Genomic DNA, 14,269 nt, shown 5'->3' with positions numbered 1-14,269 from the left:
CCGAAATCCGCCTTCAATGCCGTTGCAAACGGAAGTTGTGCGAAAGGCCGGCGAGGTCCTCTGCTCTTCATCAGGGTGTGGATTTGCCGCAAGCCTAGAACTGTCCAGATGCCTGTGGTTGGTTATCCTGATTTGTCGGCCTTCATTGCGGCGACGTCCGCCCGCAGGGCACGGATTTCGTTGAGGATCATTTCCTGTTCGTTCTGCAGCAACTCCCGGTCGGCCGAAGCCTCGGCCTCATGCTCGGCCTGCATGGCCGAGACGATGATGCCGATGAAAAGGTTCAAGACCGTGAAGGATGTCGTCACGATGAAGGGGACGAAAAACGCCCAGGCCATCGGGTAGACGTCCATCACCGGCCGCACGATGCCCATCGACCAGCTTTCCAGCGTCATGATCTGGAACAGCGAATAGGCCGAGGCCGGGATCGAGCCGAACCATTCGGGGAAGCTTGCACCGTAAAGTTTGGTCGCCATGACCGAGAAAACGTAGAAAACCAGCCCCAGCAGCAAGACGATCGAGCCCATGCCGGGCAGGGCGGCGATCAGCCCGCCGACGACACGCCGGAGCGACGGCACCATGGAGACGAGGCGCAAGACCCTGAGGATACGCAGCGCCCGCAGCACCGAAAGACTGCCGGTGGTCGGAAGCAGCGCAATGCCGACAATGATGAAATCGAAGATGCGCCACGGATCCTTGGCGAATGACAGCCGGTAGACCGCCATCTTGGCGACAAGTTCAACCACGAAGACGCCAAGGATCGTCCGGTCCATCGCGTAGAGCAGCGGACCGAAATGCTCCACCGCGAACGGGATCGTCTCAAGGCCAAGCGTGATGGCATTGATGATGATAATGGCCGTGATGAACCATTCGAACTTGCGGTTTTCGAGCAGATTTTTCAGTTGCAGCATAAGGTTGGAACCGGTGATCACAATCCACCTGCACATGGCAACGGGCCGGGCCCGAGTCAAGCTGCGCTTGACAGAAAAGGCCGTTGCTTCGATCTTGAGCCAAAGTTCGATGCAAATGGCGCAAGCGGGTATGATGTAATGGTAGCCTGCAAGCTTCCCAAGCTTGACGCGCGGGTTCGATTCCCGCTACCCGCTCCATATGTCAATTGTTCGGGGATAGCGTGCTGCTCTTCAAGACCATGATCCGTCTGCCTCTTGTGGGGCTTCTTTGTGTGCTGGGCGCATCGATTGCCCTGCCGCAAACCATATCCTCGCCCAACTACTGGGACCCGCGCGAGCGTGTCGAGGTGCCGGATCTGGCGGCCCGCAACCGTATCCGATTTCTGACGACCTATGATTTCCCGCCCTTCAACTTCATCGACCAGCAGGACCGGGTGGCCGGCTTTCATGTCGATCTGGCGCGCGAGATCTGCAACGAACTGAACATCTCGCAGAAATGCCAGATCCAGGTTTTGCCCTGGAGTGAATTGTCGACGGCGATTGCCAGCGGGCAGGGTGATGCGATCATCGCCGGTGTCGGGATCAACTCCGTCAGCCGCGATTCCTATCTCTTTACCCGGCCTTTCCTGAAATTTCCGGCGCGGTTCGTGCGCTCGGACCGGGTCGAAATTGACGGGGACGATGCGTCGGCCCTTGACGGGCGGCGCGTCGGCGTGATCACCGGCTCGGCCCATGATGCGATGCTCAGGGCCTATTTCCCGAACATCCAGCCGGTCAGCTATGAGCGTGACGAATGGATGTTCGACGGTCTGAAAACCGGTGAAGTCGATGCCGTCTTCGGCGATGGCGTGCAGCTGTCCTTCTGGCTGATCAGCAATTCGGCCAATGAGTGCTGCTCCTATTTTGACGGACCCTATTTCGCTCCGAACTTCCTCGGCGAAGGACTTTCCATCGCCGTCAGCCGCGAAAGCGCCGACCTTGCGGACGCCTTCGACCATGCGCTTCTGGCAATCAGCAAGGATGGCCGCATGCGGGAAATCTACCTGCGTTATTTCCCCAACGGCCTTTATTGACCGCAGCTTTTTCTATTTGCGGAAGGGCAGCAACAGCGACCAGCCAAGCTTGGTCGGCGCATCGCCGCGGTAATTCGTCAGCCCGATGTCCATGTCCTGATGGCCGAGGCGCGGCTGGGCGTGATAGGTTCTGAAAAACCTGTCCCAGAAGGGGAAGTTGAAGCCGTAATTGGTATCGGTCTCGCGCGGATCGCTGGAATGGTGCACCCGGTGCATATCCGGCGTAACGAGGACCAGCCGCAGATAACGGTCGAGGGTCTTCGGCAGTTTGATGTTCGAATGATTGAACATGGCGGTGCCATTCAGAACGATCTCGAACAAAAGCACGGCGACTGCAGGCGGACCGAGCGCGAGGATAATCAAAGCCTTCCACAGCATGGAAAGCACGATCTCCAGCGGATGAAACCGCAGCGCGGTCGTCACGTCGAAACCGGGGTCAGCATGATGCATGCGGTGAATGCGCCACAGGATGTGGAATTTGTGGCTGACGACATGTTCCAGCCAGACGGCGAAATCGAGCAGGATGAAAGCGATGATGCCGGCGACAATCGGCGGTGTGCCGAGAAGGTTGAAAAGGCCGTAGCCCTTTTCGTTGACCCACAGCGCCGTGCCGACGGCCGCAAGCGGGAAGATCACCCGTAGCGCCAGCGAGGATAATACGAGGATGGAAAGGTTGGTGAACCAGCGCCGCGCCTTGACCGCGCCGATAAACTCCTCCCGTTCAAGCCGGGGGCTGGCCAGTTCGAAGATGGCCATCGACAGGAAGATCGCGCCAAAAGCGATGAGACGCACCACGGGTTCCGAAAGCCCGAACAGTTCCATGAGCAAACTCCGGTAGTTCGCCTCTCAATATAGCGCCGATGGACGCCAAGGCACGCTTGAACGCCGCTGACAGACCTAGTGAGTGCGGTAGCGGGCCATGGCGCCGCGTTCGATGGCGGCGCAAGTCAGTTTGTCCAACGCCAGACGGTCACGCAGAATCTGCAAAAACCGCAATTCTTCCTGCTCGACGTGAAGATCGGCGGCGGCAATCTCTACGGCGAGCGAATAGGCTGTATCGTAGAGGTTCGCCGGCAGCGCGTCGTGAATGATCAGCAACACCGTATCCAGCCCGTCCTGCTCGCTCAGGATTGCGCCGCAATCCTTCGACACGCGAACCAGCCGCTCTTCGTTGAAGTCCTGGAAGATCGGCAGCGTGCGTGTGACATTGCCGATTTGTGCGAGTTCGGCGTCGGTCATTGTCCTGTCGACGGCAGACATGGTCACCATGACATAGATAAGCGCGTCCTGGATTGTAATCGGGGATGACATGCAAGGTCCTTCTTGGTCTGCGTCCTGTTGATGTGTCCGCGCTTAAATTATGAAGCGGCGCGGCATAGCGCAAGTTGGTTGTCTGCTGGTTCTATAGAGTGCGGGCGGCCTGTTTTGAAGTAAAAATCGACTGGCGCATTTGTGAGTGCGCGCGAGCGGCGCCAAACGCCTCATTGACCTTGGGCCGCTGTCGGCATAGGTTCCGCTGCGCTGCAGCAAACCGAAACCGCTGCGCACCGGAATCAGGCCATCCGTTGCAATAAAACAGCGCCCGCGCGGGACGGCCATCCATTTATCAAAAAACCGGTCGCGAAGACCCTGAAAGTGAGACGATGAACACCACGGCCCTGACCCAGATCGATCTTGACGAAGATATGATTGCGGCGGCGGCTGAGGCGAAAGCCTGGCCGTTCGAAGAGGCCCGGAAGATCGTCAAACGTTACGAGAAGTCCGGCTACCCCGAAACAGTCCTGTTCGAAACGGGTTACGGGCCGTCCGGCCTGCCACATATCGGCACCTTTGGAGAGGTGGCGCGCACCTCCATGGTGCGTCATGCCTTTCGCGTGCTGACGCGCGATACGGTCAAGACCAAGATCCTGTGTTTTTCCGACGATATGGACGGCTTCCGCAAGGTGCCGGCCAACCTGCCCAATCAGGAGATGCTGACGCAATATCTCGGCATGCCGCTGACCAGGGTACCCGATCCGTTTTCCAACGAGTATCCGTCCTTTGGTGCGGCCAACAATGCCCGTTTGCGGGCCTTTCTGGACCGGTTCGGTTTCGACTACAAGTTCGTTTCCTCCACCGACGTCTACACCAGCGGCCGGTTCGACGCGGCGTTGCTGCGCATGCTCGAAGTCTATGACGAGGTGATGAAGATCATCCTGCCGACATTGGGTGAGGAGCGCCGCGAAACCTATGCGCCTTTCCTGCCCATATGCCAGCGCACCGGCAAGGTGCTGCAGGTGCCGATGGTCTCGCGCAATGCCGATACCGGCACGGTGACCTATGCCGATCCGGAAACCGGCGAGCATGTTGAAACGCCCGTGACCGGTGGCCGGGTCAAGTGCCAGTGGAAGGCCGACTGGGCCCTGCGCTGGTTTGCGCTCGGTGTCGACTATGAGATGGCCGGCAAGGACCTCATCGACAGTGTGAACCTTTCGTCGAAAATCTGCCGCGCGCTCGGCAAGCCGGCTCCGGAAGGCTTCAACTACGAGCTGTTTCTCGACGAGAACGGCCAGAAGATCTCAAAGTCGAAGGGCAATGGCCTGACGATTGATGAATGGCTGACCTATGCGTCCGAGGAAAGTCTCGGGCTTTACATGTTCCAGAAGCCGAAAACGGCCAAGAAGCTTTATTTCGACGTCATTCCGAAGGCCGTGGATGAGTATTTCACCTTCCTTGCGGCCTACCGGAAACAGGATTGGAAAAACCGGCTGGGCAATCCGGTCTGGCATATGCATGACGGCAACCCGCCGGATATCGACAATCCGGTGCCCTTTGCCATGCTGCTCAATCTGGTCAGCGCGTCGAACGCCGAAAACAGCGATGTCCTTTGGGGCTTCATCTCGCGCTATGCGCCGGGTGTCACGGCGCAGTCGCACCCCAAGCTCGACGAACTGGTCGGCTATGCGATCCGTTACTTCAACGATTTCGTCAAGCCGACAAAAGTCTTCAGGGCGCCCGATGAGGTGGAGTGCGAGGCGCTTGCCGGGATCGACGGAAAGCTCGCAGGCCTGCCGGAAGATGCCGATGGCGGGACGATCCAGGATTCGATCCTCGACGTCGCCCGCGCCATCGAGCGCTACCAGGATCCCAAGCGCAAGAGCCCCGATGGCGGGCCCGGCGTCTCGGTCGTCTTCTTCCAGATGATCTATCAGGTGCTGCTCGGTCAGGAGCGGGGGCCGCGTTTCGGTTCCTTCGTCGCCCTTTACGGCATCGGCGAAACGCGGGCGCTCATCGCAAAGGCACTGGCAGGGGATCTGTCGGAGAGCTGACACTGTCGGGCGAAACGGCGACATTGCTGTCGGGCACGGCAGGCAGGCCGCGCGGATCGTTCCCGAAAATGCCGGCGCCTTCCTTTTGAGCCGCCTGTTCCAGCTCGGCATATTTGCTGCCGACGAAAGTGCGCACCCAGCCACTGCTTGCAAGCCAGGCCGCGGGGTCCTGCCGGCCGACAAGGCAGGAGACGACGAGAATATCCTTCCATCGGTCGTCCGTCAGATTGCACGACAGGGACCGCCCGCCGATGAAATTGCGGAACGCCGTGCGGGCGATGATCCCGCAGGGCCACAGCTGTCCGTCCGGGCTCGTGCAGGTCTCGTCCGGATCGGTCACGATAATGCCCTTGAGGCGAAGTCCGCCCTCGGGAAAGACGATCTCGCCGGCGGCGATCACCAGGGGCTTGTGCAAAAGGGTCGGACGCGGGCCTGTCTCCGGCTCGACCTGGGGGGTGAGCGGTGCGCGCGGCGCGATGCGCTCGAGCTCTGCGGCGTTTTGCGCAAAGGGCGTTGCGAACTGTTGCGGCGCGATGGCCCGCGGCGACATGGCATCGGTCGGCGATGCGGTTTCGACCGGCGCGTCGCCAGACCAGAGCGGACCCGATGCCCGACGCTCTTGCCGCGCCGATGGATCAGGGGCGAAATGGTAGAGCACCCATGCGGCCATGAGCACGACGATCAGGATCGAGGCCGGGCGCGCAAGGGCGTTGAAGCGTTGCAAAAACATCATTGGCTTGCCCACACAATGCGCGCGATCCAGTCAATCTCGCTGACGGTAAAATGCCGGTCCGCATGGTCCGGATTGAGCGATGCAAGCTCCACCAACTCGGGGCCGTTGCGGCGCAGGATTTTTGCCATGATCTCGCCGTCGCGAGTGCGGGCCACGACCCGGTCGCCCCGACGCACCCGCGCCTCCGGGTCGACGATCAGCGTATCGCCGTTGCGGTAAAGGGGCAGCATGGATTCTCCCTGAACCTGCAGCGCATAGGCCTGACGCGATGCGGTCGCCGGCATGTCGACCACATCCCAGCCATGGCCGGTCGGAAAGCCGCCATCGTCGAAATAGCCGCCATCGCCCGCCTGGGCAAAACCGAGCAGCGGGACCGCCTGCCGTTTCGGGGACGCGCCGGTTCCCGCAAGATTGGCAAAATCGCTGATGGTGCAGCCCGTCGCTTCCAGAATGCGCGATATGGATTCTGTCGATGGCCAGCGCTGCCGCCCGTCGGAACTCAGCCTTTTCGAGCGATTGAAAGACGTCGGGTCCAGCCCCGCGCGGCGCGCCAGCGCCGAGACGGACATGCCGTTATGTTCGGCAAGCGTGTCGATGGCAGACCAAATCTGCTTGTGCGAGAGCATCATCCGGCCCCAATCCGGCTGTTCCTGCCGGACTTTTTAAACCAGCCGCGGCGGAATTTGAAGCGCTAGGGGGTGTATGGCGCGCGGCCGGTCTTCAGCGCATGCTCCAGAAGGTCGATACGATCCTGTCCCCAGAACACCTCTCCGTTGAGCACATAGGCCGGTACGCCAACTGCATCGGCCGCCACCGCGTCTTCGGAATTGCGGTCCCGGATCGCGGCAATATCGTCCGAGGCCGCGCGCTCAAGGATCGCGTCGGCGTCAAAACCGCAATCGGAAAGCATGCTTGCGACAACGGCCCGGTCGGACAGCTCGCGTTCATCGGCCCAAACGCCGGCAAAGACCTTCTGCATGTAATCGGCAGGGTTCTCGCCCGCCTCGACGAGGGCGATCACCGCCTGATCGGCAAGCGACGTATCGGTTGGCCAGAACTTTGGCTTGGTGTTGATGGGCAGGCCCCTGTATTCGGCGATCCGCTGCAACTCGACCAGCCGGTACCGCTGGCGCACCGGGGGGCGCTGTGCCGGCGGCACCGCGCCGGAGACAGCCCATATCGTCATCAGGTTCACCGGCTTGAAGACAATCTCGGCGCCCTGGCGCTCAGCGGCCCGCATGAGGGCGCCATGCCCCAGATAGGTGAACGGCGATGCTCCATAAAAATAGTAGTCGACCACTGCCATGCGAATTCCTCCCAAATGAGCTTGGCGCTCATTGTGCCGCTGAATTTTCAACTAGCATCCGGCCAGTCCCGGAAAAGAGGCAGGACAGAAAAAAGCGGGCCGCAAGGGCCCGCTTTAAAGTGCATGTTGATCCGGTCAGGCTGCTTGTCCGATGCCCGCGCCCTGTCCGAAACGGCTGTAGAAACTGTCGCCCTTGGTGGCCATATCCTTCAGCAGCGGCGTCGGTTTGAAATGCTCGCCATGGCGCGATGCCAGATCATCGCACATCTCTACGAAGTCCTTTGCGCCGATCTCATCGATATAAGACAGTGCGCCACCGGTATAGGGCGCAAAGCCGAAGCCGAGGATCGATCCGATATCTGCCTCGCGCGGGTCGGTCACGATGCCTTCCTCCACGGTCCGAGCGGCTTCGAGCGCGACGGTGACGAGGAAGCGGTTCCTTATCTCGTCCACGCTGACATTGTCAGGATCCTGCTGCGGGTAAAGGTCTTTCAGGCCCGGCCAAAGATGCTTCTTGGCCGGTTTCGCCGGGTAGTCGTAAAAGCCTTTTCCACTCTTGCGTCCGGTCCGCCCATGCGTATCGACCATCGTGTCTATGAGCTGGACATGGCGTGGGTCGACGGCCTTGTCGCCGAGATCTGCGATGGTGGCGCGGTGGATCTTCTGTGTCAGATCGATGGCCACCTCGTCATTGAGCGCCAGCGGTCCGACCGGCATGCCGGCCATCTTGGCGATGTTCTCGATCATCGCCGGCGGAATGCCTTCGACCAGCATGCTGTAGGCCTCGTTCATGTACCGCATGACGCAGCGATTGACGTAGAAGCCGCGCGTGTCGTTGACGACGATCGGTGTCTTCTTGATCGCCTGGACATAGTCGAGCGCAACGGCGAGTGCCCTGTCGCCGGTCTTTTCTCCAAGAATGATCTCCACGAGCATCATCTTGTCGACCGGCGAGAAGAAGTGGATGCCGACAAAATCGTCGGGCCGCTTGGAGTTTTCGGCAAGACCCGTGATCGGCAGTGTGGAGGTATTCGACGCAAACACTGAGCCCGGGGCCAGAACGGCTTCCGTTGCCTCGGTGACGGTCTTCTTGATCCCGCGATCCTCGAAAACGGCCTCGATCACCAGCTCTGCACCCTCAAGATCGGAATAGTCCGTGCTGGGCGTGATCAGAGAAAGCAGCTTGTCGGCGTCCTCCTGGCTCATACGCTTTTTCTTCATCGCTGCGGCGACAAGACCTTCGGAATGGGCCTTGCCCTTGTCTGCAGCCTCCTGGTCGCGGTCGATAAGGACAACCGGAATGCCGGCCTTGGCGGTCACGAACGCAATGCCTGCACCCATGAACCCGGCACCGATCACGCCGATCTTGGAGAACTTGGTTTTCTCGATACCGGCCGGCCGCCGCGCACCCTTGTTGAGCTCCTGCAGCGACACGAACAGCGAGCGCACCATCGCATAGGCTTCCGGCGTCTGCAGAATCTCCGTGAAGTAGCGTTGCTCGATGCGCAGGCCGGTGTCGAACGGCACCTGCAATCCTTCATAGACGCATTTGATGATGGCGATTGCCGCCGGATAATTGGCGTAGCTCTGCTTGCGCAGATTGGCCGAAACGGCTGGCCACAGCTGCGCGCCCTGCGGGCTCCAGATTTGGCCGCCCGGCAGTTTGAACCCCTTTTCATCCCATGGCTGGACCGGTTTCAGCCCGTCGCGGATCATCTGCTTGGCCGTTTCGATAAGCTGATCCGGCTCGACGATGTCGTGGACGAGGCCAAGAGCCTTGGCCCGCTTCGGGCTGAGATTTTGACCGGTGGTCATCATCATCAGCGCGTCCTGCTGATTGGTCAGGCGCGGCACGCGCTGGGTCCCGCCCGCACCCGGGAAGATACCCACCTTGACTTCCGGAAGCGCCATCTTGACGTGACCGGCATCGGCGGCGACACGGCCATGGCACGCAAGCGACATTTCAAATGCGCCGCCCATGCACACGCCGTTGATTGCCGACACCCACGGCTTGCCGCAGGTCTCAAGCTTGCGGAAGAGACTTGTCATCTGGCCGATCTGGTCAAACAGTATCTGCGCGACGCCCTCGGGGTTCTTTTTCCTTTCCTCATGGATGCGCTCGAAGATCGAGGCCATGATCGTCAGGTCAGCGCCGCCAGAGAAAGTCGATTTGCCGGACGTGATGACCGCGCCCTTGATGGCTTCGTCATTGGTCACCTTGTCGACAATAGCGTCCAGTTCCTCAAGCACCTCGAGGGTAAACACATTCATGGTCTTGTCGGTCATGTCCCATGTGACGAGGGCGATGCCGTCAGAATCGGTTTCGAGTGTGAAGTTCGTGTAGCTCATCTGGTCAGTCCCCGTCCTTAAACGCGCTCTATGATGGTGGCGGTGCCCATGCCCGCGCCGATGCACAGTGTCACGAGCGCTGTGTTGAGGTCCCGGCGCTCCAGTTCGTCAAGAACCGTTCCGAGGATCATCGCACCGGTCGCGCCGAGCGGGTGGCCCATGGCGATGGCCCCGCCGTTGACGTTGATCTTGTCGTGCGGAATGTCGAGTGCCTGCATGTACCGCAGCACCACCGACGCGAATGCCTCATTGAGTTCGAAAAGGTCGATATCGTTGGGTGTCATGCCGGCCCGCTCGAACAATTTTTGCGTCACGTCAACCGGACCGGTCAGCATCAGGGCCGGATCAGAGCCGATATTGGTGAAGGCGCGGATTTTGGCGCGTGGCTTAAGCCCCATCTTCTTGCCGCCCTCGGCCGATCCCATCAGAACCGCTGCGGCACCGTCGACGATACCGGACGAGTTGCCGGCGTGATGGACATGCTTGACCATCTCGACATCGGGATGCGCCTGAACGGCCACCGCATCGAAACCGCCCATTTCACCCATGATCTCAAACGAAGCATTGAGAGAGGCAAGGCTCTGCATGTCCGTTTCGGGGCGCATATGCTCGTCATGGTCAAGGATCATCAGGCCGTTCTGATCTTTCACCGGAACGACCGAGTTCTTGAAATATCCCTTCTCCCAGGCATGGGCGGCGCGCTTCTGGCTCTCGACCGAATAGGCGTCCACATCGTCGCGGGAAAAGCCGTATTTGGTGGCGATCAGGTCGGCCGACACGCCTTGCGGCATGAAATAGGAGGGCAGGTTGACCGAAGGGTCCATGAACCAGGCGCCCCCCGACATGCCGATGCCGATGCGCGACATGGATTCAACGCCGCCGGTGATCACGATGTCGTCGGCACCCTGGCCGATCTTCGCCGCGCCCATATTGACCGCATCAAGGCCCGATGCGCAGAACCGGTTGATCTGCATGCCCGGCGCTTGCGTTGCATAGCCTGCCTCGAAGATTGACGCGCGGGCAATGTCGCCGCCGGCCTCCATAACCGGATCGACGCAGCCGAAAATGACGTCGTCAACTGTCGAGGTGTCGAGTTCGTTGCGGTCGCGGATGGCCTCAAGCACTTTCGCGCCGAGACGCGCGGACGGAACCTCATGCAGGCTGCCGTCCTTTTTTCCGCGTCCCCGCGGGGTGCGCACATGATCGTAGATAAAGGTGTCAGCCATGGTCGTGGTCTCCTTAAAGGCTCCGTGCGATGAGCAGTTTCATGATTTCATTGGTGCCGCCATAGATCCGCTGAACGCGTGCGTCGCGGAACATGCGGGCGATGGGGTATTCGTTCATGTAGCCATAACCGCCATGCAGTTGCAGGCATTCGTCCATGACCCTGCATTGCAGATCGGTCAGCAGGTATTTCGCCATCGAGGCGGTGGTCGGCGTGAGCGCGCCGGAAAGGTGCTGTTCGACACAGTGATTGACAAAAACCCGCGCCATTGTGGCTTCCGATTTCAGCTCGGCGAGCTTGAATTGCGTGTTCTGAAAGTCCAGCACGGATTTGCCGAACGCCTTGCGCTCGCGGACATAGTCGATGGTCAGCGCCAGGGCGCGTTCGATCATTGCAATCGCCTGGTTGGCTATCAGCAGGCGCTCCTGTGGCAGTTCGGTCATAAGCTGGACGAAACCCTGACCTTCTTCCGCACCGATCAGGTTTGAGGTCGGAATGCGCACATCGTTGAAAAAGAGCTCCGACGTGTCGTTCGCCTTCAGGCCGATCTTGTCGAGGTTGCGGCCCCGCTCGAAACCGTCCACCTCGTCGGTCTCGACAATCATCAGCGACGTTCCTTTGGCTCCGGCGGAGGGGTCCGTCTTTGTGACCACAATGATCAGATTGGCGTTTTGACCGTTGGTGATGAAAGTCTTCGACCCGTTAATGACGTAGTGGTTTCCGTCCTTCTTCGCCGTTGTCTTGATGCCTTGAAGGTCCGAGCCTGCGCCCGGTTCCGTCATGGCGATGGCGCCGATCAGTTCGCCGCTCGCCAGGCGCGGCAACCAGCGCTGTTTCTGCTCTTCCGATCCGTGGTGAAGAATGTATGGCGCGACAATGGCGTTGTGCAGGGCGATGCCGAAGCCGTCGACGCCGCTATGGCCGATTGCCTCGGTGATGACGGCTTCATGGGCATAGGTGCCGCCGGCACCGCCATATTCTTCCGGCATGGACGCGCAAAGGAGACCGGCCGCTCCGGCCTTTTCCCATGCCTCCCGGTCGACGATCTCTTCCCGTTCGTAGCGCTCATATTCAGGCGCGATCTCGCTATTCATGAACCGGCCCGCCATGTCCTGCAGCATGGAGAGATCATTACTCATCCACTCAGGTGTCGGAACCTCCAGGATCTGTGCGGGCGGGGTGTTCATCAAATATCCTCCGGAAAGGACCGGCAGCGCCGGACCTCTCATGACTTAAATGTGGGGCGGGCCTGCAGGGTCACAAGCCCTCAGGGTTTAAAATGCCTCGGCATCAAGCGCCATGACCGCTTCGGCCCCTGCTTCGACACGCTGGCGGCGCAGCGCGGTTTCGGGCAGCATGCGCTCAAAGAAGAAACGCGATGTGATCAGCTTGTTTTCAAGATAGGCCTTATCGTCGCCGGCGCCTTCGGCAAGTTTGTCCTGTGCGACCTTGGTCATCTGCGCCCACATATAGCCGAGCGCCACAAGGCCGAAGAGGTGCATATAGTCGGTCGAGCCGGCGCCGGCATTGTCGGGATTGGACATGCCGTTCTGCATGAACCACATGGTCGATGCCTGCAGGTCATTGAGGCCTTTCTTCAATGCTTTGGTGACGGGAGCCATCTTCTCGTCGTTGCGGTGCTCCTCGCAGAAGTCGCCGACTTCCTTGAAATAAGCCATGACCGCGCGTCCGTTATTTGCGCCGAGCTTGCGGCCCACCAGGTCAAGTGCCTGGATGCCGTTTGCGCCCTCATAGATCATGGCGATACGCGCGTCGCGCACATACTGGCTCATCCCCCATTCTTCAATATAGCCATGGCCGCCAAACATCTGCTGCGCGGCAACCGCATTGTCGAAACCGCGATCAGTCAGCACACCTTTGAGGATCGGCGTCATCAGGCCGAGCATATCGTCGGCGGCCTGTCTGTCCTCTTCGGCGTCGGAGCGGTGTTTGAGGTCCGAGCGCAGCGCCGTCCAAAGGGCAAGTGCCCGGCTTGCCTCGTTAAAGGCCTTGTTGGTCATCAGCGTGCGCCGGACATCCGGATGAACGATGATCGGGTCAGCTTTCTTTTCCGGCTCCTTGGCGCCGGTCAACGCACGGCCCTGAATGCGTTCGCGTGCATAATCGCCGGCGTTCTGACTGGCGATCTCGGACTGGCACAGCCCCTGGAGACCGACACCGAGCCGCGCTTCGTTCATCATCACGAACATGGCGGCAAGGCCCTTGTGCTCCTTGCCGATGAGATAGCCGGTCGCCTCGTCATAGTTCATCACGCATGTGGCGTTGCCGTGAATGCCCATCTTCTCTTCAAGCGACCCGCAGGAAACGCCGTTCGGGTCCGTGACATTGCCCTCATCGTCGACCTTGAGTTTCGGAACGATGAACAGAGAAATGCCTTTGACACCTTCCGGCGCGCCCTCGATACGGGCAAGCACCAGGTGGATAATATTGTCCGACATGTCGTGTTCGCCGGCCGATATGAATATTTTCTGACCGCTGATCTTGTAGCTGCCGTCGTCCTGGGGGACGGCCTTTGTCCGCAAGAGGCCGAGATCCGTTCCGCAATGCGGCTCGGTCAGGTTCATCGTGCCTGTCCACGAGCCCTCAATCATCTTGGGCAGCCATTTGGCCTTTTGCTCGTCGTTGCCATGTTCGGTGATCGCGGCAATCGCGCCCTGGGTCAGCCCCGGATACATCATCAGCGCCATATTCGCCGAGGACAGATATTCGCCGATTGCCGTGTGCAGGACGAGCGGAAGACCCTGGCCGCCATATTCCGGATCGGCCGAAAGGCCCATCCAGCCGCCGGCGCGATACTGGTCGAATGCGTCCTTGAAGCCTTTCGGGGTCCTTACCGAGCCGTCGTCATGGCGCACGCAGCCTTCCTGATCGCCGACCTGGTTGAGCGGCAGCAGGATCTCCTGCGCGAATTTCGAGCCTTCCAGCAGAATGGCCTCGACCACATCCGGGGTGGCATCCGAAAATCCCGGCAGGTTGTTGTAGCGCTCGTAACCGAGCACATCGTTGAGAATGAACAGCGTGTCTTGAACGGGGGCCTGATAGCTTGGCATGGGGCTCTCTCGTTTGATCCGAAGGGTCTGGAGGGTGGTTGACGTCCTATACAATTAATTGACGTTTGCGTAAACGTCAAAATTTTTCCGATCAAGCCTTTTTGACACAGGATTTAAGCAGCCTCGTGACACTGACAGCAGGCGCTTTCAAAGTGATAGGGGTGTGGGTTGTCGAACAAGGCTCGCTTCGCCGGTCGATTTACGAAGGTAAATAAATTGCAAAAATCTGACCCGGGTTAACGGGTTGTTTACCACGTTTCTAGAAGGTGCGGGTGACGGCGGTTAATCCCGAT

General features: G+C 59.9%; 12 protein-coding genes and 1 tRNA gene. 3 read left to right on the top strand and 10 right to left on the bottom strand.

Annotated elements, in window-relative coordinates:
- Nucleotides 1–122: 122 nt before the first annotated feature.
- The gene (locus OQ273_RS17230) at nt 123–911 is read right to left on the bottom strand and encodes an ion transporter (protein WP_267991786.1); all 789 of its coding nucleotides are present in this window, start codon (nt 909–911) and stop codon (nt 123–125) included.
- Between the two features lie 124 nt (nt 912–1,035).
- On the opposite strand from OQ273_RS17230, the gene OQ273_RS17225 reads away from it, so the two are divergent.
- Together OQ273_RS17225 and OQ273_RS17220 are read left to right on the top strand one after the other, a co-directional pair.
- A tRNA-Gly gene (locus tag OQ273_RS17225) sits at nt 1,036–1,109 on the top strand.
- Between the two features lie 23 nt (nt 1,110–1,132).
- Nucleotides 1,133–1,984 carry a transporter substrate-binding domain-containing protein gene (locus OQ273_RS17220; protein WP_267991784.1) on the top strand — a complete coding sequence of 284 codons (852 nt, stop codon included), beginning with the start codon at nt 1,133–1,135 and terminating at the stop codon, nt 1,982–1,984.
- A gap of 12 nt (nt 1,985–1,996) precedes the next feature.
- Here the strand turns inward: OQ273_RS17220 and OQ273_RS17215 are convergent, their stop codons facing one another.
- A complete protein-coding gene (locus OQ273_RS17215; RefSeq protein ID WP_267991782.1) occupies nt 1,997–2,806 on the bottom strand; it encodes a sterol desaturase family protein in 810 nt (269 codons plus the stop codon).
- A gap of 75 nt (nt 2,807–2,881) precedes the next feature.
- Nucleotides 2,882–3,295 (bottom strand): tellurite resistance TerB family protein, encoded by a 414-nt coding sequence (locus tag OQ273_RS17210; RefSeq protein ID WP_267991780.1) that lies wholly within the window; start codon nt 3,293–3,295, stop codon nt 2,882–2,884.
- Between the two features lie 332 nt (nt 3,296–3,627).
- Here OQ273_RS17210 and OQ273_RS17205 point away from each other — a divergent pair, with 332 nt between their 5' ends.
- Nucleotides 3,628–5,292: a lysine--tRNA ligase gene (locus OQ273_RS17205; protein ID WP_267991778.1), complete on the top strand. Its 1,665-nt coding sequence runs from the start codon at nt 3,628–3,630 to the stop codon at nt 5,290–5,292.
- Here the strand turns inward: OQ273_RS17205 and OQ273_RS17200 are convergent.
- The 7 genes from OQ273_RS17200 to OQ273_RS17170 all read right to left on the bottom strand — a co-directional run bounded on the left by OQ273_RS17200 (nt 5,252) and on the right by OQ273_RS17170 (nt 13,976).
- Nucleotides 5,252–6,025, bottom strand: a complete 774-nt coding sequence (locus OQ273_RS17200; protein WP_267991776.1) for a thermonuclease family protein — start codon at nt 6,023–6,025, stop codon at nt 5,252–5,254. The two genes, OQ273_RS17205 and OQ273_RS17200, sit on opposite strands and share 41 nt — an antisense overlap.
- The gene (locus OQ273_RS17195; RefSeq protein WP_267993129.1) at nt 6,022–6,651 is read right to left on the bottom strand and encodes a helix-turn-helix transcriptional regulator; all 630 of its coding nucleotides are present in this window, start codon (nt 6,649–6,651) and stop codon (nt 6,022–6,024) included. Before OQ273_RS17195 ends, OQ273_RS17200 begins: the two co-directional genes overlap by 4 nt.
- A 65-nt stretch (nt 6,652–6,716) precedes the next feature.
- Entirely contained in the window at nt 6,717–7,331 is a 615-nt protein-coding gene (locus OQ273_RS17190) for a 2-hydroxychromene-2-carboxylate isomerase (protein ID WP_267991774.1), read from the bottom strand.
- 135 nt (nt 7,332–7,466) lie between these two features.
- Entirely contained in the window at nt 7,467–9,680 is a 2,214-nt protein-coding gene (locus OQ273_RS17185) for an FAD-dependent oxidoreductase (protein WP_267991772.1), read from the bottom strand.
- A gap of 17 nt (nt 9,681–9,697) precedes the next feature.
- Nucleotides 9,698–10,906, bottom strand: coding sequence for an acetyl-CoA C-acetyltransferase (locus OQ273_RS17180; protein ID WP_267991770.1), 1,209 nt, complete (start codon nt 10,904–10,906; stop codon nt 9,698–9,700).
- A gap of 13 nt (nt 10,907–10,919) precedes the next feature.
- Nucleotides 10,920–12,092 (bottom strand): acyl-CoA dehydrogenase family protein, encoded by a 1,173-nt coding sequence (locus tag OQ273_RS17175; RefSeq protein ID WP_267991769.1) that lies wholly within the window; start codon nt 12,090–12,092, stop codon nt 10,920–10,922.
- Nucleotides 12,093–12,179: 87 nt separating this feature from the next.
- Nucleotides 12,180–13,976: an acyl-CoA dehydrogenase C-terminal domain-containing protein gene (locus OQ273_RS17170; protein ID WP_267991768.1), complete on the bottom strand. Its 1,797-nt coding sequence runs from the start codon at nt 13,974–13,976 to the stop codon at nt 12,180–12,182.
- Nucleotides 13,977–14,269 lie beyond the last annotated feature (293 nt).

Origin of the sequence: Hoeflea prorocentri, from assembly GCF_027944115.1 — a bacterium.
Lineage (GTDB): Bacteria > Pseudomonadota > Alphaproteobacteria > Rhizobiales > Rhizobiaceae > Hoeflea_A > Hoeflea_A prorocentri.
This window is presented reverse-complemented; position numbering and strand designations above follow the sequence as displayed.

Excerpts from the sequence above, each read along its gene's own strand:
- OQ273_RS17170 (WP_267991768.1), bottom strand. The coding sequence starts at position 13,976 with ATGCCAAGCTATCAGGCCCCCGTTCAAGACACGCTGTTCATTCTCAAC.
- OQ273_RS17200 (WP_267991776.1), bottom strand. The coding sequence starts at position 6,025 with ATGATGTTTTTGCAACGCTTCAACGCCCTTGCGCGCCCGGCCTCGATC.
- OQ273_RS17195 (WP_267993129.1), bottom strand. The coding sequence starts at position 6,651 with ATGCTCTCGCACAAGCAGATTTGGTCTGCCATCGACACGCTTGCCGAA.
- OQ273_RS17215 (WP_267991782.1), bottom strand. The coding sequence starts at position 2,806 with ATGGAACTGTTCGGGCTTTCGGAACCCGTGGTGCGTCTCATCGCTTTT.
- OQ273_RS17205 (WP_267991778.1), top strand. The coding sequence starts at position 3,628 with ATGAACACCACGGCCCTGACCCAGATCGATCTTGACGAAGATATGATT.
- OQ273_RS17185 (WP_267991772.1), bottom strand. The coding sequence starts at position 9,680 with ATGAGCTACACGAACTTCACACTCGAAACCGATTCTGACGGCATCGCC.
- OQ273_RS17175 (WP_267991769.1), bottom strand. The coding sequence starts at position 12,092 with ATGAACACCCCGCCCGCACAGATCCTGGAGGTTCCGACACCTGAGTGG.
- OQ273_RS17230 (WP_267991786.1), bottom strand. The coding sequence starts at position 911 with ATGCTGCAACTGAAAAATCTGCTCGAAAACCGCAAGTTCGAATGGTTC.
- OQ273_RS17190 (WP_267991774.1), bottom strand. The coding sequence starts at position 7,331 with ATGGCAGTGGTCGACTACTATTTTTATGGAGCATCGCCGTTCACCTAT.
- OQ273_RS17210 (WP_267991780.1), bottom strand. The coding sequence starts at position 3,295 with ATGTCATCCCCGATTACAATCCAGGACGCGCTTATCTATGTCATGGTG.
- OQ273_RS17180 (WP_267991770.1), bottom strand. The coding sequence starts at position 10,906 with ATGGCTGACACCTTTATCTACGATCATGTGCGCACCCCGCGGGGACGC.